This is a genomic window from Sphingobacterium cellulitidis (assembly GCF_043187465.1).
Taxonomy (GTDB): Bacteria; Bacteroidota; Bacteroidia; order Sphingobacteriales; family Sphingobacteriaceae; genus Sphingobacterium; species Sphingobacterium cellulitidis.
In genome coordinates this window covers 1,566,733-1,590,839 of record NZ_CP171136.1, presented here as the reverse complement: position 1 = coordinate 1,590,839, position 24,107 = coordinate 1,566,733, and the positions used below count along the sequence as shown (strand labels likewise).

Sequence of the window (24,107 nt, the reverse complement as noted above, 5' to 3'; positions counted from 1 at the left end):
TTATTATGTGTCAAAATCACGGTGTTGTATATATGGGACCCGGAGAGGTTCAGGTACAAGAAATAGATTATCCAAAATTGGCGCTCGGGGATCGCAAATGTGAACACGGCGTAATTTTAAAAATAGTATCCACTAATATTTGTGGATCAGATCAACATATGGTCAGAGGACGGACAACGGCCTCTGCAGGATTGGTACTAGGACATGAAATCACAGGACAAGTCATAGAAAAAGGTCGGGATGTGGAATTTATCAACGTGGGTGATATTGTCTCAGTTCCTTTTAATATTGCATGTGGACGATGTCGAAATTGTAAAGAAGGTAAAACAGGAATTTGCTTAAATGTAAATCCTTCCCGTCCCGGTGCTGCTTATGGCTATGTTGATATGGGCGGTTGGGTCGGCGGACAAGCTGAATATGTAATGGTTCCTTATGCGGATTTTAATTTATTAAAGTTCCCCGATAATGAACAAGCTTTAGCTTACATTCGAGATCTTACCATGCTTTCAGATATTTTTCCAACAGGATTCCATGGTGCAGTTTCTGCAGGCGTAGGACCTGGTTCAATTGTCTATGTTGCGGGTGCAGGACCTGTAGGATTAGCATGTGCTGCAAGTTGTCATTTATTAGGTGCCGCCGTAGTTATTGTCGGCGACCTCAATGAAGAAAGACTTGCTCAGGCTCGTAGCTTCGGCTGTGAAACCGTGAACTTAAATTCAGGAGCTGAACTGGCAGACTTGATTGAAGACATCATTGGTGTACCTGAAGTAGACTGTTTTGTAGACTGTGTGGGCTTTGAAGCTCGAGCACACTCACATTCGGGAGCATCTGAGGAACAACCTGCTGTGGTCCTAAATCAAGCTATGGAAGTGACCAGAGCCGGTGGTGCAATTGGAATCCCTGGTCTCTATGTGACTGAAGATCCAGGCGCTGCAGATGGTGCCGCAAAACAAGGAAATCTCAAAATCCGATTCGGATTAGGATGGGCAAAATCTCACTGTTTCTATACTGGACAATGTCCGGTTATGAAATATCACCGCCCTTTAATGAATGCAATTCTTTATTATAAAATAAAAATCGCAGATGCCGTAAATGTGCAAATCATTACGCTAAATGACGCGCCACAAGGTTATTCCGATTTTGATAAAGGTGCAGCAAGGAAATATGTCATCGATCCGCATGGCATGATTCCCGCATAGGAAATCAGATTATTTTTTAAACAGGTGTAAAAACCATGTATGTATAAATAGACCCGAATTTACCTATTGAAATCAAAAAGCCTCGAATAATCGGGGCTTTTTACAAAATTAAAAACACAAAAATAGGTGTTTCACAAAATTATATATTGAAATAAAATAATTACTCGGTATCTAATTTCATTATTCAATTGAAATTATTATTTTTGCGCCGTAATAAATTAATTCAATTATAAAATATTGGTTGCAGCTGTATTTTCGAGGATAGCATCATTTTTAAAGACCGAGTCAAGTCTGGATGCCCTTCGAAACATTTTGGTAATATTAGTTCCGAGTTTCTTTATCTTCTTTTTCATTGATGGAGCCATAGCAATAGCCTTCGCTGTCGGAGCACTTCTAGCTGCTTTAACAGATGTTCCAGGTAATAAAACTGACAAACTTAGTACCGCAGCCTATTGTATACCTATATTTTTAATTACAGCGCTTTCCGTCTCTTTTACAATTTTTCATCATTCCTGGATTATCATTCCCCTGTTGGGAATTTTTGGGTTTATATATACCATCATTGCTTTACTCGGATTTCGAATTAATGTAGTTGGAAATTTAGGATTAATTGTGGCCAGTTTCACAATCGGCCTCAAACCTACGGACCCAATTATCTTTAGCTTATCCCTCACCGCAGGAGCCTTATTCTTCTTTATTGTTTGCATAATCCAAGTCTACCTTCACCCTCATCGCTCACTTCATTATGCTTTAGATGCTGGCTTGAATTCAATGGCAAAACTTATCCGTCTAAAAGTGGATTGTTATGATGAAAATGCCGCCCTTCCTAAAACATATAAAGATTTAAGTACGCTCCATAGTAAATTGAGTGATCAATTGGAAGCCATCAGGTCCATTCTATTGCGAGATAAAAAACTTCATTCTGAAAAGGATCAAGAAAGCAAAATTTGGCTAGCGAAACTCTACCAACTGGTCGATCTGTATGAATTATTGATGGCAATCGATAATGACTATGAGCATATCCGGGAAACCCTGAAAGGTGGGCAGACGCTGAAATTAATTCGCCAGGCTCTATTACTGCTTTCAAAGGAAACTAAAAGATTAACACTTGCCAGCAACCTTAGAAAATCAAAAACCAAAAGATATAAATTAGAAGAATTATTGCTGCAATTAGAGACTGATGAGGCTGATGCCTCGCCAGAAAAATGGGCATTAATTTGTTCTATTAGCACCCAACTGAGACATGTAGCAGACATTCTCCAAAAAATTGAAGCAAAGGAACTCTATCAAGATAACACTCTGGTCGAATCCAAGAATTTTGAAGCTTTTGTTGCTCCGAAGAGTAGCTTCAATACCATTATTAAGAACCTGACCTTTAAGTCTTCAATATTCTCTTATGCCGTTCGAATGGCCATTCTTCTTATGGCAGCTGGATTGATTGGATTTCTTCTTCCTGAGTTTAGATATGCATCTTGGATTTTACTGACCATTATCCTCGTTGCTCGGCCTAGTTATACCACGACCCAAAAAAGAAACTACGAACGTATCATTGGTTCTGTTATTGGCATAGCAATCAGCTTGATCCTCTTAATATTCATTTCCAATACGTTCTTATTAATTGGTATAGCTGCACTATGTTTATACTTGTTCCTACTCTTCAACAAGCCCAATTACTTGGTCTGTGTAATCTTTATTACCATCACCATATTATTGGGGCAACATGTGCATGAAGGCAGTATTCAGGATTTATTGGGCAGCAGGTTCGCATTCACTTTACTAGGATCCATTTTTGCAGTTTTAGGCTGTCTTGCCATTCCAATCAATCACTATAGAACAGTGGAACAGAGTACAAATGCCTTAATGCAACACTTTACTTCCTACCTCAAGAAAATTCAGGAAAGTTATTATTCAGGAAGTTTGAATTATTATGATTTAAGGTTACTTAGAAAGTCTACACAGGCCTCTCTAGCTCAATCGTATGATTCCTTGGATCAACTTGCCAAAGAACCACTCAAAGGCAAATACTTTAAGGCGGACATTGCCCATTTCCAAACCTTAGCATACCGCATCAATGCCCTTCTGGTTGGATTATCTGTTAATATGACCAAGCTTGGGTTTACACTTGAACCAAAAGAAATGGAGTCGAAAATAAATTATATCAACAGCATTATTGCAGAAGCAGAAGATTGTGCCCAGAAATTTTCCAAAAGCAAGAAAATAAAGACTGCTAATCCTATAAAATTCGAAACCAGCAAGTAATCTCTTATCCTAGCTATAAATAGCAATATCTGGTGATTTTAATTGCCTTTTCTTTTCGGCATCGGCGCTTTATTATTTTTCAGGATGGTCTGCAGTTCTGATTTCAAACCTTCACCGATTACCTGCATACCTTCTTTTTCTATAAGATTATTTTGTTCTCCTAAATCCTCTTCTAGATCAAATAACTCAAATGAATCATTTCTTAATGACCAAACAAGCTTATATTTCCCTTTTCGGATTGCAGATCGATAGTTAAAACCATCGCCATCACTCTTGGTCCACTTATTAGGAATATGGAATACCAATGGACGTTCTTGACTTACTGTCCCTACGTTTTTCAATGCACTCAATTGACTAATCCCATCTATTTCTTGAACAGTTTTTACCTTCTTTATCTGTGCCATATCTAGAACGGTAGGAAAAATATCCTCCACGATTACGGGCACATCATTTCGCTTATTTTTCACATTATTCTTAATTCCCTTTATCATCAAAGGAACTCGAATCCCACCTTCATAAATAGAACCCTTTCCAGAGCGTAATGGCTTATTATGTGTATGGGCAACCCCGTCCCTCGGGGGAATTGTACTTAACCCACCATTATCACTGATGAAAATGATATAGGTATTATCTTGGATATTTTTGCTCTCCAGAAAATCCAAAACATCTCCTAAACTCTTATCCATACTTTCGATCATGGATGCATATTTTGCCTCGTTTCGACTGAGCCCCTGATCCAGATACTTTTGAAAATATCGACGATCTTCCATTAAAGGATCATGTAAGGCATAATGGCTTAAATTGAGGAAGAAAGGAAGCTTATGCTGAATCGGAAATTCCAAACTCTTTAATGCCTCTCGGGTAAGGGCTTCCGTCAAATTTATTTCTTGACCAAAATATTCTTGCAAATTCTCAATTCCATGATAATCTGTACTGGTGCGGCCAAAATTCTGTTCCCCCCAATAACTTGCTGGTCGACCCGTTGAGGTCCCAGCGATATTCACAGTAAATCCAAGGGAATATGGATTCGAACCTGCTGTACCGGCAGAACCCCAATGTGCTTTCCCAGCATGAATGGTAAAATAACCATGATCCTTTAAGATTTGTGCCAATGGAGTTGCATAAATAGTATGCTCCACCCCTGCAATGGGACTCATCCCATTATAATTCCAGTCCGGTTCTTCCATCTCCTCATCCTTATTTCCGGTAGGATTATCTTTCATCGGGGCAGTCCAATTGGTGACATGATGTTTGCTGGCATTCATCCCTGTAATTAAACTAACCCTCGTAGGTGTACAAACTGGTGTACTATAAGCATCTGTAAAGGCTACCCCAGATTTTGCCAATCGCTCCATATTAGGAGTATGATATCTTGTATTGAATGCTGTAGTATTAGGTCCAAAGGGATAGGAAGTATCTTGCCAACCCATATCATCTACCATAAAAATGATAATATTGGATTTTTTCTGCGCATGAACAGCATAACATAAAAAAATGGACAACATGCCTAATAAGACCCTCTTGAAATTCATAATAGATCGGTTGGAAATAGTATATATAAAGTTTAAGTATGGAACAGAAGATAAGGATTTTTGAATTAATTTAATAATATTCTTATTTAGTTCTAATACTAACTCCAAAATCCTTGTCTTCAACTTGAAATTCTTTTTTTAATTTATCTTTATTCAACACCTTCAGCAAAACAAAATTTTCATCATTAATTTGAGACAATGCTTTTTCGACATCTTGTTTAACTATCTGGTTGTTGATAATAAACTGAACATTAGCATTTAGGTTATCCTCCATTGTTAATTTTTGGAACTTTGCTGATTTAGCACCCAAATAGTTTTGATATTTTTTTCGATTAGCAGATTTACTAATAATATAAATGGCATCATCCTGAGTTTTTATACCTAATTGCTGAAGAATGGGATCCGTTGATCTTAATATACTAAATTCACTGACCTCATCTTTTTTGATTAGATATTCTACGGAATCTCGAGGAACCAAAACAGAATCCAATAAGAATATAGTATTGTTATTTTTAATCCTGTTTTGTTCTATCTTCTGTCCATACGAAGGCAAGAAATACAAAAATGCTAGAAAAATCAATAGATATCGCATAATAATTGGGCTTATTTTAGCTTAAATTTAATAAAAAAGGTCAGCATTAATATACTGACCTTCAACTAATTAATAAATTACTTTTACTTAAAAAATTCTTCCACTCGATTTGGCGACAGCATTTGCCATAAAGAAGCTACAGTCCATCCCGGTGCGAAAATATCATTGTAGAATCCCTTTCCATTCTTTCCATAATCCCAATTTGTATGCTGAACAACCTCTGGATAATAGCCTACTTTTGCAATATTATACAGTTGGCCTTCAATTGGCATTAATTGCAACATGGAAGTTTTGATCACCTTTGAAAAATCTGAAAAACGGCTTTGCTTTCTTTCTTTCGCTAACCAATCCAAAACTGTTGCGAACTCGAAAATAAAGACATCAACATGATTATTTTCCACGGAAACATTTCCCCAACCCCTGGATTGAAATCCAACATCGCCTAACATCTGACCTTGCGCAAATGGAACATCCCATGTATAATACCAAGTCAAACAAAAATAAGCCGCCTTCATACTCTGATCAACGTAATGTTGATGCTCCTTCCCTTTGGTTGCCATCGCCATGTAATACATGGCTGTAGATGCATACAATGAAGCTTCTTTATCTTCGCAATTCGCATCTAACGTTGATGAAAAATAATCTGATTTGTTGATGATTTCCTTTTCAAGATAATCAGCAGACCGCTTCGCTTCTTCTAAATAGGATTTCTTTCCAAAATATTTATAAGCCATGGTTAATGGCAGTGTAGCCGATGGAGTACTCCCTCCACTTTCATCCTTAACTTGAAGATTATCATCAAATTTCCTAGGAAAACTACCATCAGCAAGTTGCAGCTTCGAGAAGTTCGCCAAAATGTTCTCCATCCTCTTTTCCCATTCCGGATGCTTCCTTCCTTTGGATTTCTCGTACTTTAAATAATTTAAAATCGCAAATACTCCTTCTGACTGTCTGCGGATGCTGAAAACATCATCTTCACGATTCCTCTCAAAATCAACAAACTCCTTGAAAAAACCATTCTTGGTAAATCCATTCTTCAAATAACTTTCAAATATGGCATTCGCATCTGCCATAAGTTTTTGATCTTGATGCTGTTCAGCAAACTCAAGGGAATTGTAGGCATTCAATAATACACGCCCCACAAATCCTACTTCCGCGGAACCCGTGCTTACGCAATCATCTGTCCGCAAATGAACTCCTGAATAATATTTTAAATCATACTTATCAACGAAACTTTCTTTGAAAAAATTAGTCAGAATCTTTTTTGCTGCATCATTGCTATACTTTGGTTGCAATGGTTTTGGAGCTTTGCTATCATATGCATAAGTCCAAATCTTGGAAACAAAATCTGAATAATCTGAAGCGTTTCCATGATTTATTTCCCATGTTAAGGTCCGGGTTTCTCCTTGCTCTAATTTTTCAAAAGCTATAATTTCTGGGACCAAGGTCAATTTCCGGATATAGGATTTCGGCGCTTCATGATATGGAAAGCCAAAAACCAAGGCTGAAGATCCATTTTCATTCTTGAAACCTGTAAACCCCAAATCTGTTTTCGAACTCAAGATCACTTCTCCGGATTGATGTTGAGCAATAGCATCTACCTTGGCTTCATCCAAGCGTAAAACAGAATAATAAGCACCTTGCTCTTTATTGAATATCCCTGTCATCGCCGTACTCAAACGGTCTTCACGAACCTGCCAACTATCACTCGTAGCAAAGGATGGAGCCTCCTTGGGAGAGCGTAAATTCTTGTGGTACCAAAATCCCGGCATTATAAATTCGCTCTCTTGATGTTTAAAATCACTGATTTTAAATGTCTTCTCAAAATTAAAATAAACCCGCTCCTTTGCGGTTAGGGTGACTTGTATCTTGGTACTTTTTCCGTTTTCCTCAACCTTTTGTTGAATCTCCAATGGGAGGGTTTCACTTGATTGAAGGCTCGTCCCATTCACAGTTAAATTATACTTCGTGGCAGGATTTCCAGGTTTTTTTAATATGATAGCTTGACTCATCTCCTGCCCCTTCCCGACTAAGCAGAACGCAACAGCAATTAAAGTCAGTTTCAATTTAATATTCATATCGCTTGTATGTGTTTGTTGATTTATTTTCTTAATGGATTATTTATTTCAATTTCGGACGAATAATATCCCCTGTTATTTTCATAACAGGCATGGCATCATTAGTAAAGGTTACTTCGGCAATATACATCGCTCTTGGATGGATGCTATCCTTGGAATGATGAGCATGAAATACAATTCTCAATTTGCCATCCATATCCTTAAACATCGCACTATGCCCTACCCCCACTAAATCTTCCGGCATTTGTAGAATAGGATTCTTATCATATTTCGTCCATGGTCCATTAACAGATTTAGAAGTTGCAAATCCTACTCCGTACGATTGACTTTCGTAACTGTTTCCTGAATAAGTCAGGTAATACAAATCCTTATGCTTAACTACAAAAGCACCTTCATTCACCCTGGGCCAAACCGTTTCCCAATCTTGCGAAACATGAATACATGGCTTCATACTGGCAAGATCAATAGTCTGTAAATCATCCTGTAACCCAGCTACCCAAATATTAAGTCCATCGTTAAAACGATCGAAGTATAAATAGGGCTTGCCATCACTATCGATAAATAATGAATTGTCAATGGCTTTCTCATCGGGTAGCATAGGCTCTTTCTTATCCTGCACAAATGGTCCTAAAGGCGAGTCAGATGTGGCCACACAGATATGCTCATTGGCAGAGTAGTACATAAAGAATTTATTCTTTTCCTTAATATAATAGACTTCTGGAGCCCAAAACCAACGACCACCCCAAGAATCCTCCGATTTAAGAGCCAATGAACTTTCCTTGGTCCATTCCTTCAGATCGTCAGACGTATATACCTCAATTCCATTCTGCGCTTTGGTGCCATAGGCATAGTATTTCCCTTCATGCAACATGATAAAAGGATCACCCAATGGAACGGGATTTTTAAACTCAAAATCGGATTTTTCTGTTTTAGCGCAACCTATTAATGATAGCAGCATCAGAAAGAGAAAATAGCTTAGTTTTTTCATATCGTTTAATTTAAGTCTGTGACATTCCTGATTATCTATTAATAACCAGGGTTTTGAGTCACATTAGGATTATTATTTACCTCATCCGAAGGAATTGGTAAACTGCGGTGTTTCTTGATTACAAAATTTTCAAAGTCAGGATCTCTCCCTTTCAGCTCATTCAAACCTTCTTGGCTGTCTAAAAGCCCCCAACGTTTCAAATCAGCCCAACGATAGCCTTCAGTCGCCAATTCTAGGAATCGCTCCATCTGCAACCTCTTCAGAAAAGCCGCTTTACCGCTGCTCGCAGAAGCATGATTTACGGATAATTTAGGCATATTTACTCGATTTCTAACTCGATCGACCATAGCAACAGCATCCGAAAGGGAACCATTTGTTTCAGCAATACATTCTGCATACATCAATAAAACATCTGCATATCGGATCAAGCGAACATTCGTAGGATTATAATAATCATCATAAGTGCGGTAATAATCAGAACTATATTTCCTGAAAAACACACGCCCTTTATAATTATCCTTATTCCATTGAGCTTCATTACTAACCAAACCATAAATCTTATCATTATTTGGAAAATCCAAATGCATACTGCTGTAAAATGCTGTATAGCGTAATCTGATATCAAAAGTATTGGTTACATTTTTTTCCTTTTTGAATTCATCGATAATCCATGGCCTTAACTCCCCATCGGTCCAGCCTATGCCTGGAGGCGCAAAAAACTGTCCCCGGTTCAAACCTAAGTTTGGATCTACACTGAAATCGCCATCTCCCGCTGGTGCAGGATTAGCATCGGAGTACTGGATTTCAAAAACCGATTCTGGATTGTTCTCCCGGTCTTTGGTGAAATTATCAAAATAATTTGCCGTTAAATCGTAGTACTTCTTTCCTACTCCAGTAACCAACCAATCCAAATCAGCTTTAGCCTCCGCAAATTGATGCATTTGCATATGACATTTTGCTTTGAATGCTAGGGCTGCACCCTTGGTTGCTCGGCCTTTATTTGGATTATCCCATTCCTCAGGCAAAAGTTCAGAAGCTTTCTTCAAGTCGGCAATTGCCTGTGCAAAAACTTCTTTCTCAGTATGCCCTTCCGGTTGCATCCCAGGAGTAGATGGCTCCAATACAATCGGAAGGCTCTTGCTTTCACTGCCCCACAACACGGTTAAATAGTAATAATAGAGACCTCTTAAAAAATAGGCTTGACCTAATATGTATTCCTTTTGTTTAGCATCAGCAAATTCGATCTCCGGAACATAATGCAGCACTTGATTTGAACGGAAGATGGCTTCATAAAAATCCCGATAAGTCCATGCATTTCCTTCCCAGAAATTATAGTTATTGTATCTAAATTGAGTCCATTCTTTTAATTCTGCCCATGGACTTTGGCTAAAGCCTTCATCAGAAGTTAAATCCAACCGAAACCATAACCAACGACTAAAAGTACCTGGTTTGTAAAACATGTTGTAAGCCGCATTGATACCAAATTGGGCATCTTTTTCACTTTTCCAAAAGGTCTTTGTCGAGATGGTATTTGGGTTATTTACTTCCACACTACAGCTTGTCATCAAGCAAGCCGCAAACAATATATTGATTAACTTTTTCATTGTTCTTTCTTAAGGTTAAAAGGTGATTTGTGCTCCAAAACTAAATCCTCTAGGGTTTGGAAATGATCCCCCATCATAACTACGCTCCCAGATACTCCGATTCAAAAACTCCGGATCCAAGCCTCTGTATTTAGTAAATGTGACCAGGTTCTGCGCATTCACATAAAGCCTAACTTGACTAAATGTATTACCTAAAATTGATGCAGGAAAATTATACCCTAGTGCCATTTGACGAATTCTCAGGTAATTACCATTTTCCAACCAACGATCTTGATCTGGACGAACATTTCTTGAATCTGCATAGATTGGTCGTGGATCCTTAGCATTTGGATTCTCAGCAGTCCATGGATCATAATCTGCACGATAATTGGAATTATCGTCAAATCGATCATAACCACTACGTGGACCATTAAATGATTTAAAGCCAAATGCTCCGGTCAACTGGAACTGCAGGTCAAAACCCTTGTATTCAAATCCTAAATTTGCACCAACCTGATATCTAGGCATGCTGCTTCCCATATACTGACGGTCAGCCTCTGTAATTTGTCCATCATCGTTAAAATCAATAAATCGAACATCCCCAGGTTTAGCATTTGGTTGAATAAGTTGACCAGCACTATTTTTATGATTTTGTACTTCTTCCGCGCTCTGGAATAGACCGTCAGTTTTTATCAAATACCAATTTCCGATACTCTCACCAACTCGAGATTTAGTATTCCATTGTGTAAATTCTTTTCGATCATAACCTAATTCTACAATCTTGTTCTTGATATATGATGCGTTGAATCCGATTTGATATCCAAAATCACCAACTTTATCCCTCCATTCTGTGGTCAACTCCAAACCAGTATTCTTTAAGGATGCCGAATTAACTACTGGATTACCACCATTATTACCAGTGGTCAATAAAATAGGCATGGGAGTCAGGACATCCTGTGTATTTTTTTCAAAATAATCCAAGGAAAGACTTAGCCTATTATCCGCCAAGACTGCATCAAAACCCGCATTTAATTGAGCAACTTTTTCCCATTTCAAATCCTCATTTGCCAACTTAATCTGAGTCATACCTGTATTTACAACCTGATCTGTTCCGAATACCGCTTGCGGAAACACTGTAATAAATGAAACCCAATCCCATACATTAATATTAGAGGTGCCTAATACACCGTAATTCGCCCGTAGTTTTAACTCATTGATCCAAGGCACATTAAAGAATTGCTCTTTACTGATTCTCCAGCCTGCCGCAACAGATGGGAAATAGCCAACACTTAAATCAGGATTGAATTTTGAAGACTGATCTCGACGCATGGTTAAACTCAATAAATAACGCTCATCATAGGTATAATTAACCCGACCAAAAACTGAAAATAGTTTTTCTAAATCCTGATAATTCCCTGTCTTGGGATTACTCAAGGCTGCATCAAGATTAGTAAAATAATCAGCACCATTCATCAATAGGTCGTTTTTCGTCCCCCAAATCTGCTCATAATTCGAGGTTTGATAACTGATACCTGCAACAGCAGAAATATCATGCTTACCAAATATCTTGGCGTATTCCAAGGTGTTATCATAAACATAACCTTGGTATTGGGCTTGGTTTTTATTCAAGGATGATGGATCGTATGGTTGATTATAAGTCCAAAATCCTTCTTTTCGTAATGCCATATGCTTATCATTGCTCAAATCAAAACCAAAATTCAACCTGTATTTCAACGATTTAAAGAATTCTAACTCAGTAAACACATTACCTCGGGTCCGTAGATTTCCATTTTCAGTTACCAAAAAATCTTCAATTGCAAATGGATTGGTTCCGAAGGTCACATCCCTACTGCCTTCACCAAAACCGTAGCCTCCTTTTGCCGCATTGTTTGGATCATAAATTGGAATGGTCGGCAACATTCTATAAACATCAATAATGGGGTTAGTATTGAGTTCATCGACTTGGAAATTACTCAATACTATGTTTTCGCCAAGACTAAATTTAATATTCTCACCAAAGTTTCTTGAGGTTGACATATTGGACCTAAGGGTAAAACGCTTACTGGAAGCCCCTATCGTTGTGCCACTATTTGCTTGATAATTCCCAGAAAAAAAGTACCGGCTTTCCTTTCCTCCACCTGAAAAGGAGATATTTTGGTCCTGAAGCCAACCGGTCTTGAATACCTCTTCCTGCCAGTCGGTATTGGCATCAAAGTGATTGGCAGGCGTTCTGTTGGCATTACTAAAGGCTAGATCATTCATGCTTATCCACAAATCTCGATCCGCCAAATTATAGCGTGGCAACCATTGGGCCGTTCCTCTGGAAGAGACATCAATTTTCATCTTGCCTTCACGACCTTGTTTAGTGGTAATAATAATCACCCCATTTCCTGCTCTAGAACCGTAAATCGCAGCTGCCGACGCGTCTTTTAGAACCTGAATACTTTCAATATCATTAAAGTTGAAATCCCGATTTGCCCCAGCAACTATTCCATCAACAACATATAGAGGATTGCTTGAGCCAAAAGTTCCAGTTCCTCTAATCTCGACTTTTCCTTCTGAACCCGGGTTTCCAGCAGTTCTAACATTTAGGCCAGGTAAGGTTCCTAAGGCATCACCCACAGTTCCTGTAACTGTTGTATTTTTCATCTCACTCGGTTTAAAAACCGAGACTGCACCAGTCAAATCAGACTTCTTGACGGTCTGATATCCAATTACAACAACCTCATCTACTTGTTCATCCTCAGGTTTAAGAACAATATCCAATGTAGTCTGACTATTAATTTGCACAGTTTGGCTGCTATAGCCTATGATGGCAAATTGTAATGCCTGACCTGATTGAACAGGAATTTCAAAATTCCCATTATCATCTGTCATGACAGCAGTGCTGGTTCCTTGCACAGTAACCGTTACATTCGCTAACGATTCACCGGCATCGTTTGTGACCCTTCCTTTTATATTTCTGTCTTGAGCAAATGCTGATACAGAAATCAGTAAAATGAAAAGGATAATAATACTTTTCCGCATGTTTATTGGGTTTATTAATTTGGTTATAGAAATTTTTGGTTATATCAACATCTCAAATAAGCTACTTACCTGAGGTTATTTTTTTTTCAATTAAAAAGGTTTATAAGGTTTTTGAATTTTAATTAACAGCTGGAAATCAGAGCGTTTTCAATTCATGTATTAAAAAAAAGCCTATTTTTCTTTAAAACCTAACAATGGTTAATTTTTACAACTTTTTACTAATAATTGCTATTTTTAGATATAATCCTGATAACCAACCGTAAGCTTATTAATGATGACATCGTGAAGACTTATCTAATATCCTTCTTTATTCTCCTGTTTTCCAGCATTTTTCATTCTGCATGGGGACAAAGACCCTCGAATATGCATTTCAAAAAATTGCAAGTTGCAGATGGTCTTTCAGAGAATAGCGTGTATTGTATTCTGCAAGATCAAACTGGATTTATGTGGTTTGGCACTAAAGATGGATTAAACAGGTACGATGGGAATTCTTTCCGGGTCTTTCAAAAACAACACCAGGATAAAAACATTTTAGGGAATAATTTTGTTCGGAGCTTGGCTGAAAAAGATTCTAACTCCCTATATGTTGGGACTGACCATGGTCTTTATATCATGGATAAAACCAAAGAGGCTTTTTATTTTCTAGACCTCAAAACCAACCAAAACCTGAAGCTGCACTCCGCCATCAATACTTTGAAAATTGCAAAGGATGGAAGCCTGTGGATTGGAAGTATGAACCAGGGAATATTCCAATATTTTCCGAAGGAAAACAAGCTTATTCATCTGGATATTGAAAACGGAAACTTAGGTCAAAATGCCACTTGGGCTATATTCCAAGATCAATCAGGGGCAATCTGGGCTGGAACAAGGTTAGGCTTGTTAAAATATAATTCCAGCCTAGGGAAATTTCAGGCCGTACCAAACCTTTTTAACTCTTCTGATAACCCTGAATATGAAATTCTTTCCATTGGCGAGGATAAGCAGGGGGATTTATGGTTAGGAACCTGGGGAATTGGTCTTATAAGATTTAATAAACAGTTGGGCGTTCAAGAAAGATACATGGATAAATCCTCCATTGCTTTTGTCTCCCATATCCGTGCAATTTTTGAATATGATGAAAACCAACTCCTGATTGGATCAGACGATGGCCTTTACCTTTTTAATATAAAATCTAAGAAACAAAGCCGAGTAGATATCCCGCAATTCAAATATAGCCTCAGTGATCAAAATGTCTATTCAATTGCCAGAGATAAAGAAAATAGTATTTGGATTGGAACTTATTTTGGAGGAGTCAATTATTTAAACACCTCCCTCCTACAAATTGAAACCTTTTATTCCGATATTATCAGGGGTTTTCTATCTGGAAAAGCTGTTAGTCAAATTACGGAGGACAGCAAGGGAAATATGTGGATTGCTACGGAAGATGGCGGAATAAATTATTTCGACTTAGAGAATGGAACGATTAGCCAACCCATAAAAACATCCTACCACAATACACACGCCTTATTATTAGACCAGAATAAACTCTGGATAGGAACTTTCTCAAGAGGTCTTGATGTATATGACTTAAATTCGAAAACCCTACTAAATTTCAGACATCAGGCATCCAACAAAAATAGCATCAATGATGATTGTATCTTTTCATTGTATAAGTCAAAGGCAGGAAAAATTTATGTAGGTACGCCAGCTGGCTTAAGCATCTTTAACCCCGAGAAGAATGCCTTTGACCGCGTCGAAGGCATCCATGAGTTTATTTATGATATCAAGGAAGATTCTGATGGCAATATATGGCTGGCATCTTATGAAGCCGGACCGATTAAATTTGATCAGAAAACAAAAAAGTGGATACATTATAGTAAAATCAGACCCAATGAACCTATATCCTCGAGTAAATTAACCAGCATCTATATTGACAGTCAAAATAGGCTTATTTTCAGCAGTGAGGGAAAAGGTATTTTCATCTATCAGAAAGAAAATGATTCCTTCATCAATATTTCTCAGAAAAATGGTCTCCCCAACAATGTTATCTATGGGGTATTGGATGATCCTGAAGGCAATTTATGGTTAAGTAGCAATAAAGGAATTATCCATTTCCATCCCGATCGTCCAGCAGAATATGAATTATATACTGTTAATAATGGCTTACAAAGCAATCAATTCAACTTTAAATCCTCCTTCAAAAGCAGGGATGGAAAATTCTATTTTGGCGGAATAAATGGGTTTAGTAGTTTTTATCCACAGACTTTTCAAAAAGCAAAAAATAAAACCCAACCCAATGTGGCTTTTACGGGGCTTCAACTATTAAATAACTCAAGCTCTGAATTCGACCAAGAAATTCAAGAGAAAATCAATACGGGCCAATTAATTCAACTCCAATACAACCAGTCTTCATTTAGTATTTCCTTTGTCAGTTTGAGTTTTCTCTCGCCTTCTGAAAATCAGTATGCCTATATGCTCGTAGGTGCTGATGAAAACTGGACGGCTGCTGGAAACAGGCAATCGGTTTCTTATGTCAATCTCCCTTATGGAAAATACACTTTCCGTGTTAAGGCCAGTAATAATGATAAGCTCTGGAATCAAGAAGGCATCAGCATTGAAATCGAAATCTTACCACCATTTTGGTTAAGTGTGCCCGCAAAAGTAATTTACCTCCTACTATTTGTTACTGGTATACTGCTGTTGTTCTATTATTATGCAAAGGCAAATAAAGCCAAACACAATAGGCAACTTGCCAATTTTAAATTGGAACAAGAACAAAAATCATATTCATCAAAAATCGAATTCTTTACGAATGTGGCGCATGAAATTAGAACGCCAGTAAGCTTAATCAGTGCTCCATTGGAAGAAATCCTACATAAGGATAATATCAGCACGGACATTCGTAATAATCTGCATATCATCGAGAAAAATTGCGAACGATTACATATCCTTATCAATCAATTATTAGATTTCCGAAAGATGGAAGAAGGTCGCTTACAGATTAACCCTGAAAGCATTAACCTCAACAGCTTTTTATTGGAAATTTATGAGCGCTTTAAGAAATCAGCGCAAAGCAAGAAATTAAAACTTGATCTACAACTACCTTTGAAAAATGAAATAATTGTAGAATCTGATATAGAGGCCTTAAACAAAATCATCAGCAATCTATTAAGTAATGCTATTAAGTTTGCGGATAAAAAAATAGAACTGAAGCTGGGTATCAATCCGGATCAGAGTTATTTTATCAGTGTAAGTGATGACGGTAAAGGCATACCCAAGGAATTTAAAAGCTTAATATTTGACCCTTTCTATCAGGTAAATTCAAACAAGGGCCATTCAGGAACTGGAATAGGTTTATTTTTAGTAAGGCATTTCAGCAACCAGATAGCAGGAAAAATAGATGTATTTGACCTCCAGCCCAAAGGCACCAGCTTTGTATTTAGTTTTACAAATTACCCTAAACTTCCGGAAATAACCTTGGAGGCGAGCGAATTGGAGGAACTCGAATTGGAACATAAGGATTCAGTATGTTTACAGAAAATCTTATTAGTGGATGATAACCCTGAAATAACAACTTTCATTGGACAATCTCTACACGATGATTACAAAGTTGATATCGCTGAAAATGGTAGGGTAGCCTTAGAAAGGCTCGAAAAAAATAGTTATTCATTAATCATTTCAGATATTATGATGCCTGAAGTTGATGGGATCAATTTATCAGAAATCATTAAAAGCAATCTGAATTACTCCCATATACCCATTATATTATTATCGGCAAAGATTGAAAATTCAACAAAGATCAAAGGTTTAATGACTGGAGCAGATGTATTCATTGAAAAGCCATTCTCCATTAACTTTCTTCGGGCACAGATCAGCAGTTTGCTGCGAAACCGAAAGAATATCTTAGAAATCTTCAATAACAATCCATTAGCCTCCTATTCATCCCTTGCGACAAACAAAAGTGATGAGGCATTTTTAAAGTGCATCAATGAAGAAATTGAGAAGAATTTAGCGGATGATCAATTCAATGTGGAATCTCTTACTCAGGTTCTTGGTCTTAGCCGTTCAAATTTCCAACGCAAATTAAAGGCAATCTCAGGTCATTCCCCAGGAGATTATGTCCGAACCTACCGACTCAAGAAGGCATGCAGCTTATTACTGGAAGGAGATTATCGCATTAATGAAGTTTGTTTTATGGTAGGTTTTAGTTCAGCCTCTTATTTCAGCAAAGCTTTTATCAAAGCGTATAACATGACGCCAAAGGAATTTGTAAACACAATTAAGACTCAGGATGTTGAGTAAAAAAATCGGGATTAATCGACATTCGATAAAACAAAAAAAAACCGCTATCTATAATCGGTAAGTTGTGTAAAATATGTGTTCGTTTACGGTAAACCGTAGTGAATTCAGCTAGATTATAGCTACTTTAGTTCATCACACTAACGCAATGGAAACCACCGATTTTAACTTTTGGCTAAACCAAAATGTTAAGCTATCTAACATTAATCAGGTTTGGACTTTATACCATGCTGTAAGAACTGAAAGTAATGAGTTTTTTTCCTATTCAATTTATAGAGATGAGCATCGTTTAATCATAAAATGTGCGAAGACTCAGAATATTTTAATCATTGAAAACGAGGAAATAAAATTCAGGTTTTTACACACACTTGAATATCCATTTCTGTATCAAGGAGGAATTGATACAGCGAAGGAATTAAGCAAGAACTTTGCATAGCATTGGCTAGAATTAGCCATTACATATCATAAAAGGCAGGGATTGGATCAGATCCAATCTGCTGCCTTTGCTAAACTTTTCACTTTTTACCTGCTGATTAATCGAAATCGAAAAAATCAGAAAGAAAGGATTTCTTTTTCCTTGGATATTTTTGATGTTGGCCTCTATATTCCCGGTCATCTCGGTAATCCCGGTTATCCCGGTCATCTCGGTAATCCCGGTTATCCCGGTTATCTCGGTTATCCCGGTTATCTCGATAATCTCGATCCTCCCTATTATAATCCTGAACATAGGAATCTTGACGGTCATTTCCCCTTTCTTGATACGTAGCCTGGTTTGAGATCTGATTGGAGGCATATTCCATTAATTTATCCAACTCACCTTTATCTAACCACACCCCTCTACATGAAGGACAATAATCTATTTCAACTTGATGGCGTTCAGTCATCAATAATACTTCATTACAATTTGGACATTTCATATTTTTCTATTTTCGATGTTTCCATAAAATAGAAAAATAATAGTCATTTCTTAGTCTAAACAGCTTCTTTTTGACATTTTTTAACAGGATTCCAACAAAAATTTCATAAATAAATAAACTCTTGGCAAGTACTAATAAAGCCTATGATTTTATTTGACGCTCAATTTTCGCAGTATCTAAGAAATAGAAATGGAAAGCTCCTTATTTTCTGAGAGTATAATAGGGCTTCCAAAAACTATTTGCAATCCTTCATTTTTGCTTTCAATATTTTTGATTGCCACAGGTTTATTACCAATTTTTGCTGTGACTTTGCTCTTTACATTTGATGTCTTCAAGTCCGGCAAAGTTAATTCAGCGATTTCCAGATTCCCCATTGCCAAGCTAATATTTGCTTCTAAGCGGTTATTTGAAGAAATTTTCTGGGAATAGCTCCCCCATCCATCTGCAGCGGTAAATGCAGCCTTAAAGTTTTCCGGATTTATTTTAGGATTAAAACCAATCTGTTTCTTCGGACCATGGTAAGTAAAGCCACAGGCATTGATAAAAGTTCCATAACTAGCCATTGCCCTGGCATAATGATCACTACACTCAATTTCATTAAATGGATTTCGCTTGGAGGCGTGATACCGCTCATGAATCTTTCGTGTTAAGATCAAACTCTCGTCAATCATCCCTTCAGCCATCATATGTGCCGCTACCTGATGCTCGAATCCTGTCATGCACTCATGAAAATATCCCAATTGCCAAGTTTCATTTTCCCCATAGGCATGTTTTTCATTTTTTGGATTGGTATTCATCACCATTCCCGCATCTCCGGCAATCGCATATGGTCGACCCTGTAAATGTGTTTTAATATACGGGCCAACATCTGGAGCATAATTATATTTCCACAAAGCCTGTAATGCCGATAATGTTTTGGCTTTATCATTGACTCTAGGCAATCCTAATTGAAACGTCCAGGCCTGCCCGTAAACCTGATCAATATGGCAGGTATTGTATGACCCTAATTTCTTTCTTCCAAATTCCTTATTCGGTCTATGGATATAATATTCTCCATTAAACAGTTGACTGTCCATATTTTTTGAACCTTTTGAAAAATAGCTGGCACATTTCTTCTCAAATTCAAGATCTCCAACCTCATTGGCCATTTTCTCGGCTGCTTTTATGGCGGCTAAACTCAAGCCTACAATCCAAGCAATCTCCCCTTCCCAGACAGCGTCCAAGGTATTCTCCATCGGGGTATCAGTCATTCCATCCCCATTTTTATCCTGATTCAAAATAAATTGACTTGCCTTTTTTATGGAGGGCCAATTCTTCTTTAAAAAAGTATCGTCCTTACTGGTTTGATGATCGCGATAAGTTCTGAGAACAACCCCCGCTTGACCATCTATTGCAGGTCGGGATTCATATTCGGCACGAAAGATAATAGCTCCTGAATCGGCATTAAAGCCTACGCCATAGTCAGTAGTCTCCCGAAGGTTCCGTTCTAAGCCTGGGAATATTCTCCCCATGGCCTGTCCGTATTGCCACACATGGGTACAGGTTCCTGCACAAGCGCCGACACCCTCCCAGCCCCAGAACCTCCCCGTTCCAAATCGCATGGTATTGGCCGTTGCCAAGCTGCCTATATTCACAAAGGTTCGGTCTAAAAACCAATATGGTAAGGTGGAATCATTCCAGGTCTGAACCCATTTCATCGTTTGACGATCCAACTCCTCCAGATGTGCTGCATAATAATTCAAAACCTCAGACGCATCTTTAAACCGCTTCCCATACCAATAGCCTTCCTTCGCATCTTTGAGATGCTCCTGTAATTTTGGATGTGGATTATTGAAGTACCAAGCGACAGAAAATTGAAAATCCTTCTTGCCATTCCCTTCCAATTTCCCCTTGGAACTGATACTGGAAATCTGCAAATCCTTGAAATCTACAAGGGATCGTTGATCCGAACCTTGCAGATTTTCAGCCTGTACCGGCCAAGATTCAAGATTGCAAATTATTTTTGCTTGCCCATCATGAGCCATAAATGCCATGTTACCATGATCAGGAGCTTTTTGAAACTCCGTAGGGACCGACTCACATTCAAAATAAACATGTCGATTGGAACCATTGCTTTCTTTGACGGTAGCCAGCTTTTTGACAGCATCAAAATCCTTTCTGCCCTTATGTACGCCATTTTCAAACCAGCCGATCACTTCAACTTCCAATGGCTCGAAATTCTTATTTTTTATTTCAATATGAAAGGTTGTTAAGGGCAAGGAAGAGTTATCTTCATCCAAAGGAATAAACGGTGAAAAGGCGGTCAATTCAACATCCACAGGAAAGGACGCACTGCTATAAAGCACTTTGCAGGTTGGATAGCTAGGTTCAAAGATTACCTCATCCCATTGATTGGCTTCCAAAACTTTCTGCAGGACTTTACCATTGCGCTTTACCGAAACCAAAAAGCCTTGTTCCAAAATCCTTAGGTTATCTGAAAGTGCAGGCTCCACAAATGCTGCCCCATCTCTGGGTCTAACCCTTTGCATTTCCCGACCATTGTCCCACAAAACCACCTTATTCTCTACCCCTTCATTTAAACCATCATAAGAGGTGTTAAATACTTGCCACAACCATAAACGACCATCCCCAGAAATATAAACGGTACCCGAATGCAAACCACCAACAGGCATGCCTATATATTTCAACTCATTTAAGCTCTTTTTATATTGGATTTTCTCACCCCGACCATACAAAGATTTTACCCACTCCTTGCTATATCCTTTCTCAATAGGAATATTGTGAACAGATGCATCCCAGGAAAAAATACTCTTTCCCCAAACTGGAAATTGACTAGCAAATACTCCAAGTCCCAATAAACTTGAATTTTTTAAGAAATTTCTTCTGTCCATAAATGAAAAAGATAGGAATTCTAGGTATACTTTGGATAGCTAGAATTAGGTTTATGATTATTTCTAAATTAAAAATTATTTCCTGAATCCTCAGCCCTAATAAATATTTATTTAAATTCGTATAAAAATTTTACAAGCAATGTTTTCAGCAGAAACCTATCAAAATCGAAGGAAAAACTTAAGAAATGAGGTATCGAATGGTGTAATCTTATTATTAGGTAATATTGAAAATCCTATCAATTTTGAACACAATACTTATCCATTTAGACAAGACAGCAGTTACTTATATTATTTTGGGATTAAAGCTCCGAATATTGCTGCAATAATTGATATTGATGAGCAAAGAGAAATAATTTTTGGGGATGAATTAGATACGGATGCCTTGGTATGGATGGGCAGACAAGAAACCTTGAAGGAGAAAAGTCTGAAATCGGGGGTTAAAGAAACTTTACCTTTCAAAGATTTAGAATCCTATCTTCAAAAAGCAAAATTCAACAACCGTACGATCCATTTCTTACCTCCTTATCAATCCTTCAATAAAATCTTATTGAGCAGATTGTTGGACAGGCATCTAGATGAATTATTGCCATCAGAGAAATTAATTAAGGCTGTTGTAAACCAACGATCTATTAAGGAAGCTCAGGAGATTGAACAAATCGAATCTGCATTAAAAGTTTCCACAGATATGCATTTATTGGCGATGCAGGTTGCCAAGCCAGGCATGAAAGAGTATGAAATTGTCAATGCAATTCAAAAATTTGCTGCTGATCAAAACTTCAGATTTGCTTACCCTCCTATTGTTACGGTTCATGGGGAGATCTTGCATAATCAATTTCAAGAAAATATATTAAAGAATGGCGACCTGGTTCTAAATGATTCAGGTGCTGAAACCCCGATGGGTTATGCAGCGGATTTAACCCGTACATTTCCGGTTGCTGCAACCTTTACTGAACGTCAAAAAGACCTTTATAACATCGTCTTACAAGCATTTACCGATGCTAGAGACCTATTAAAGCCTGGTGTTAAATTTAAGGATATCCATTTGAAGGCGGCTAAAACCTTGGTCGAAGGGCTAAGTTCAGTAGGATTAATGCGTGGAAATGCAGAAGATGCGGTCGACAACCATGCTCATACCATGTTTTTCCAATGCGGCTTGGGCCATATGATGGGTCTTGATGTTCATGACATGGAAGATTTAGGTGAACAATATGTGGGCTATACCGAATTCGAGCCTAAAGACAAAAAAACATTCGGACTCAAATCCTTACGCCTAGGGAAGGAATTGCAAGCCGGAAATGTCCTGACGATAGAGCCTGGTATATACATTATCCCTGATTTAATCGATATCTGGAAGGCCGAAAAGAAAAATCAAGAATTCATAAATTATGATGTCCTTGAATCTTTCCGTGACTTTACAGGAATCCGGATTGAAGATAATTTCCTGATTGAGGAAAACGGTTATCGCTTGCTAGGTCCTGACCTTATAAAAACGGTATCAGAAATTGAAGATTTTAGAAAAATGAGCTTAAGCTAATTAAATCATGATTTCCCACTCGTCAATAAAATTTTTTAAAGATTTTACATTCAAATTTATCTAGCATCGACGAATAAACGCTAATTTTGCGAATGTTTCTTGTTCAAGAATTTGTTTGAACATCAAAATTTATTATTCAATAATGAGATCAACTGTAAAGTTTAACAATATAAATAGTCTTTTTTCGAAGACTTTAAAACAAAACATCAACGATTATTTTCAAAGTACAATCCAGAAAAAAACAGGTAATAGAAAACTATTCATCAAAGCAAGTATTCTATTATTATCCTTTATTACCCTGTATACGCTTTTAGTATTCATTCAACCACATTGGAGTATTTCAATTATCCTATGCATCTTGTTTGGGGTAAATTTTGCTGCAATTGGTTTTAATATTATGCATGATGCAGGTCATAATTCCTTTTCTGAAAACAAGAAAGTGAATAGTATTATGTCCTATTCCTTAAACCTATTGGGTGGGAATATTTTCTTTTGGAAATTAAAGCATAATATCGCGCATCATACATACACCAATATTGATGGTGAAGATCCAGATATTGAGGTGAATTTTATGAGGTTGCACCATGAGCAAAAATTAAAAAAGCATCATAAGTACCAACATTTATATTTTATTTTCCTGTACGGACTTTCTTACCTCGCGTGGATCTTTTATCAGGATTATGAAAAATACTTCAAGCAGAAAAAGAGTGGATTGAGAAATAAATTTGATTTTGAATTTCCACTGAAGGAGAAACTGATATTCTGGATTAGCAAGATTCTTCATGCCTTTATATTCATTGTTGTTCCTATTTTGATGGTAGGTTGGATTAAAACCATTGTTGGCATATTGATCGTTGGTGCGGTTTGTGGAATCTGTTTAGCAATCGTATTCCAGTTGGCACATGTTGTAGAAGAAACAGAATTCAAATCTTCTAATCTTGACAAAATTGAAGAAGAATGGATGATTCATCAAATTCAGTCGACAGCAAATTTCTCAACGAATAACCGATTCTTAACATGGTTATTAGGAGGATTAAATTTTCAGGTTGAACATCATTTATTTCCCAAGATAAGTCATATCCATTATCCCGAGATCAATAAAATTGTTCGGGAGACCTGTCAGAAATATAACATCAAATACAATGAGTTTGGAACCTTTTGGATGGCGTTCTCATCCCATGTCAAAGTTATCAAACAGATGTCTGTAGCATAAAAAAAAGGAGCTGAAT

14 protein-coding genes are annotated in these 24,107 nt (G+C 37.5%); 6 read left to right on the top strand and 8 right to left on the bottom strand.

Annotated elements, in window-relative coordinates; translation table 11 throughout:
* Positions 1-5: 5 nt before the first annotated feature.
* The gene (gene fdhA / locus ACF3OC_RS06865; RefSeq protein WP_094280520.1) at positions 6-1,199 is read left to right on the top strand and encodes a formaldehyde dehydrogenase, glutathione-independent; all 1,194 of its coding nucleotides are present in this window, start codon (positions 6-8) and stop codon (positions 1,197-1,199) included.
* A 237-nt stretch (positions 1,200-1,436) separates the two neighbouring features.
* Entirely contained in the window at positions 1,437-3,458 is a 2,022-nt protein-coding gene (locus ACF3OC_RS06860) for an FUSC family membrane protein (protein WP_094280519.1), read from the top strand.
* Between the two features lie 38 nt (positions 3,459-3,496).
* Here ACF3OC_RS06860 and ACF3OC_RS06855 read toward each other — a convergent pair whose 3' ends face one another.
* The 6 genes from ACF3OC_RS06855 to ACF3OC_RS06830 form a co-directional block, all read right to left on the bottom strand.
* Positions 3,497-4,990, bottom strand: a complete 1,494-nt coding sequence (locus ACF3OC_RS06855) for a sulfatase (RefSeq protein ID WP_094280547.1) — start codon at positions 4,988-4,990, stop codon at positions 3,497-3,499.
* Positions 4,991-5,072: 82 nt separating this feature from the next.
* Positions 5,073-5,582 (bottom strand): hypothetical protein, encoded by a 510-nt coding sequence (locus ACF3OC_RS06850; RefSeq protein ID WP_094280518.1) that lies wholly within the window; start codon positions 5,580-5,582, stop codon positions 5,073-5,075.
* A gap of 83 nt (positions 5,583-5,665) precedes the next feature.
* Entirely contained in the window at positions 5,666-7,660 is a 1,995-nt protein-coding gene (locus ACF3OC_RS06845; protein WP_094280517.1) for a hypothetical protein, read from the bottom strand.
* A gap of 43 nt (positions 7,661-7,703) precedes the next feature.
* Positions 7,704-8,648 (bottom strand): glycoside hydrolase family 43 protein, encoded by a 945-nt coding sequence (locus ACF3OC_RS06840; protein WP_392471181.1) that lies wholly within the window; start codon positions 8,646-8,648, stop codon positions 7,704-7,706.
* 38 nt (positions 8,649-8,686) lie between these two features.
* Positions 8,687-10,252, bottom strand: a complete 1,566-nt coding sequence (locus ACF3OC_RS06835) for a RagB/SusD family nutrient uptake outer membrane protein (RefSeq protein ID WP_094280515.1) — start codon at positions 10,250-10,252, stop codon at positions 8,687-8,689.
* Positions 10,253-10,267: 15 nt separating this feature from the next.
* Positions 10,268-13,258 carry a TonB-dependent receptor gene (locus ACF3OC_RS06830; protein ID WP_094280514.1) on the bottom strand — a complete coding sequence of 997 codons (2,991 nt, stop codon included), beginning with the start codon at positions 13,256-13,258 and terminating at the stop codon, positions 10,268-10,270.
* A gap of 363 nt (positions 13,259-13,621) precedes the next feature.
* Between ACF3OC_RS06830 and ACF3OC_RS06825 the strand changes: the two genes are divergently transcribed.
* Positions 13,622-17,539 carry a hybrid sensor histidine kinase/response regulator transcription factor gene (locus ACF3OC_RS06825; protein WP_094280513.1) on the top strand — a complete coding sequence of 1,306 codons (3,918 nt, stop codon included), beginning with the start codon at positions 13,622-13,624 and terminating at the stop codon, positions 17,537-17,539.
* A 145-nt stretch (positions 17,540-17,684) separates the two neighbouring features.
* Entirely contained in the window at positions 17,685-17,972 is a 288-nt protein-coding gene (locus ACF3OC_RS06820) for a hypothetical protein (protein ID WP_094256907.1), read from the top strand.
* A 97-nt stretch (positions 17,973-18,069) separates the two neighbouring features.
* Here ACF3OC_RS06820 and ACF3OC_RS06815 read toward each other — a convergent pair whose 3' ends face one another.
* Together ACF3OC_RS06815 and ACF3OC_RS06810 are read right to left on the bottom strand one after the other, a co-directional pair.
* Positions 18,070-18,453: a zf-TFIIB domain-containing protein gene (locus ACF3OC_RS06815; RefSeq protein ID WP_094280512.1), complete on the bottom strand. Its 384-nt coding sequence runs from the start codon at positions 18,451-18,453 to the stop codon at positions 18,070-18,072.
* Between the two features lie 176 nt (positions 18,454-18,629).
* Entirely contained in the window at positions 18,630-21,344 is a 2,715-nt protein-coding gene (locus ACF3OC_RS06810) for a GH116 family glycosyl hydrolase (protein WP_094280511.1), read from the bottom strand.
* A gap of 139 nt (positions 21,345-21,483) precedes the next feature.
* On the opposite strand from ACF3OC_RS06810, the gene ACF3OC_RS06805 reads away from it, so the two are divergent.
* Both ACF3OC_RS06805 and ACF3OC_RS06800 read left to right on the top strand, forming a co-directional pair.
* Entirely contained in the window at positions 21,484-22,878 is a 1,395-nt protein-coding gene (locus ACF3OC_RS06805) for an aminopeptidase P family protein (protein ID WP_094280510.1), read from the top strand.
* A 142-nt stretch (positions 22,879-23,020) separates the two neighbouring features.
* The gene (locus ACF3OC_RS06800; RefSeq protein WP_094280509.1) at positions 23,021-24,091 is read left to right on the top strand and encodes an acyl-CoA desaturase; all 1,071 of its coding nucleotides are present in this window, start codon (positions 23,021-23,023) and stop codon (positions 24,089-24,091) included.
* The last annotated feature ends 16 nt before the right edge of the window (positions 24,092-24,107 follow it).

Bases quoted from the DNA above. Each gene is read 5' to 3' on its own strand.
- ACF3OC_RS06840 (WP_392471181.1), bottom strand. From the start codon at position 8,648: ATGAAAAAACTAAGCTATTTTCTCTTTCTGATGCTGCTATCATTAATA.
- ACF3OC_RS06805 (WP_094280510.1), top strand. From the start codon at position 21,484: ATGTTTTCAGCAGAAACCTATCAAAATCGAAGGAAAAACTTAAGAAAT.
- ACF3OC_RS06850 (WP_094280518.1), bottom strand. From the start codon at position 5,582: ATGCGATATCTATTGATTTTTCTAGCATTTTTGTATTTCTTGCCTTCG.
- ACF3OC_RS06845 (WP_094280517.1), bottom strand. From the start codon at position 7,660: ATGAATATTAAATTGAAACTGACTTTAATTGCTGTTGCGTTCTGCTTA.
- ACF3OC_RS06810 (WP_094280511.1), bottom strand. From the start codon at position 21,344: ATGGACAGAAGAAATTTCTTAAAAAATTCAAGTTTATTGGGACTTGGA.
- ACF3OC_RS06815 (WP_094280512.1), bottom strand. From the start codon at position 18,453: ATGAAATGTCCAAATTGTAATGAAGTATTATTGATGACTGAACGCCAT.
- ACF3OC_RS06830 (WP_094280514.1), bottom strand. From the start codon at position 13,258: ATGCGGAAAAGTATTATTATCCTTTTCATTTTACTGATTTCTGTATCA.
- ACF3OC_RS06835 (WP_094280515.1), bottom strand. From the start codon at position 10,252: ATGAAAAAGTTAATCAATATATTGTTTGCGGCTTGCTTGATGACAAGC.
- fdhA (WP_094280520.1), top strand. From the start codon at position 6: ATGTGTCAAAATCACGGTGTTGTATATATGGGACCCGGAGAGGTTCAG.
- ACF3OC_RS06825 (WP_094280513.1), top strand. From the start codon at position 13,622: ATGCATTTCAAAAAATTGCAAGTTGCAGATGGTCTTTCAGAGAATAGC.
- ACF3OC_RS06800 (WP_094280509.1), top strand. From the start codon at position 23,021: ATGAGATCAACTGTAAAGTTTAACAATATAAATAGTCTTTTTTCGAAG.
- ACF3OC_RS06820 (WP_094256907.1), top strand. From the start codon at position 17,685: ATGGAAACCACCGATTTTAACTTTTGGCTAAACCAAAATGTTAAGCTA.
- ACF3OC_RS06855 (WP_094280547.1), bottom strand. From the start codon at position 4,990: ATGAATTTCAAGAGGGTCTTATTAGGCATGTTGTCCATTTTTTTATGT.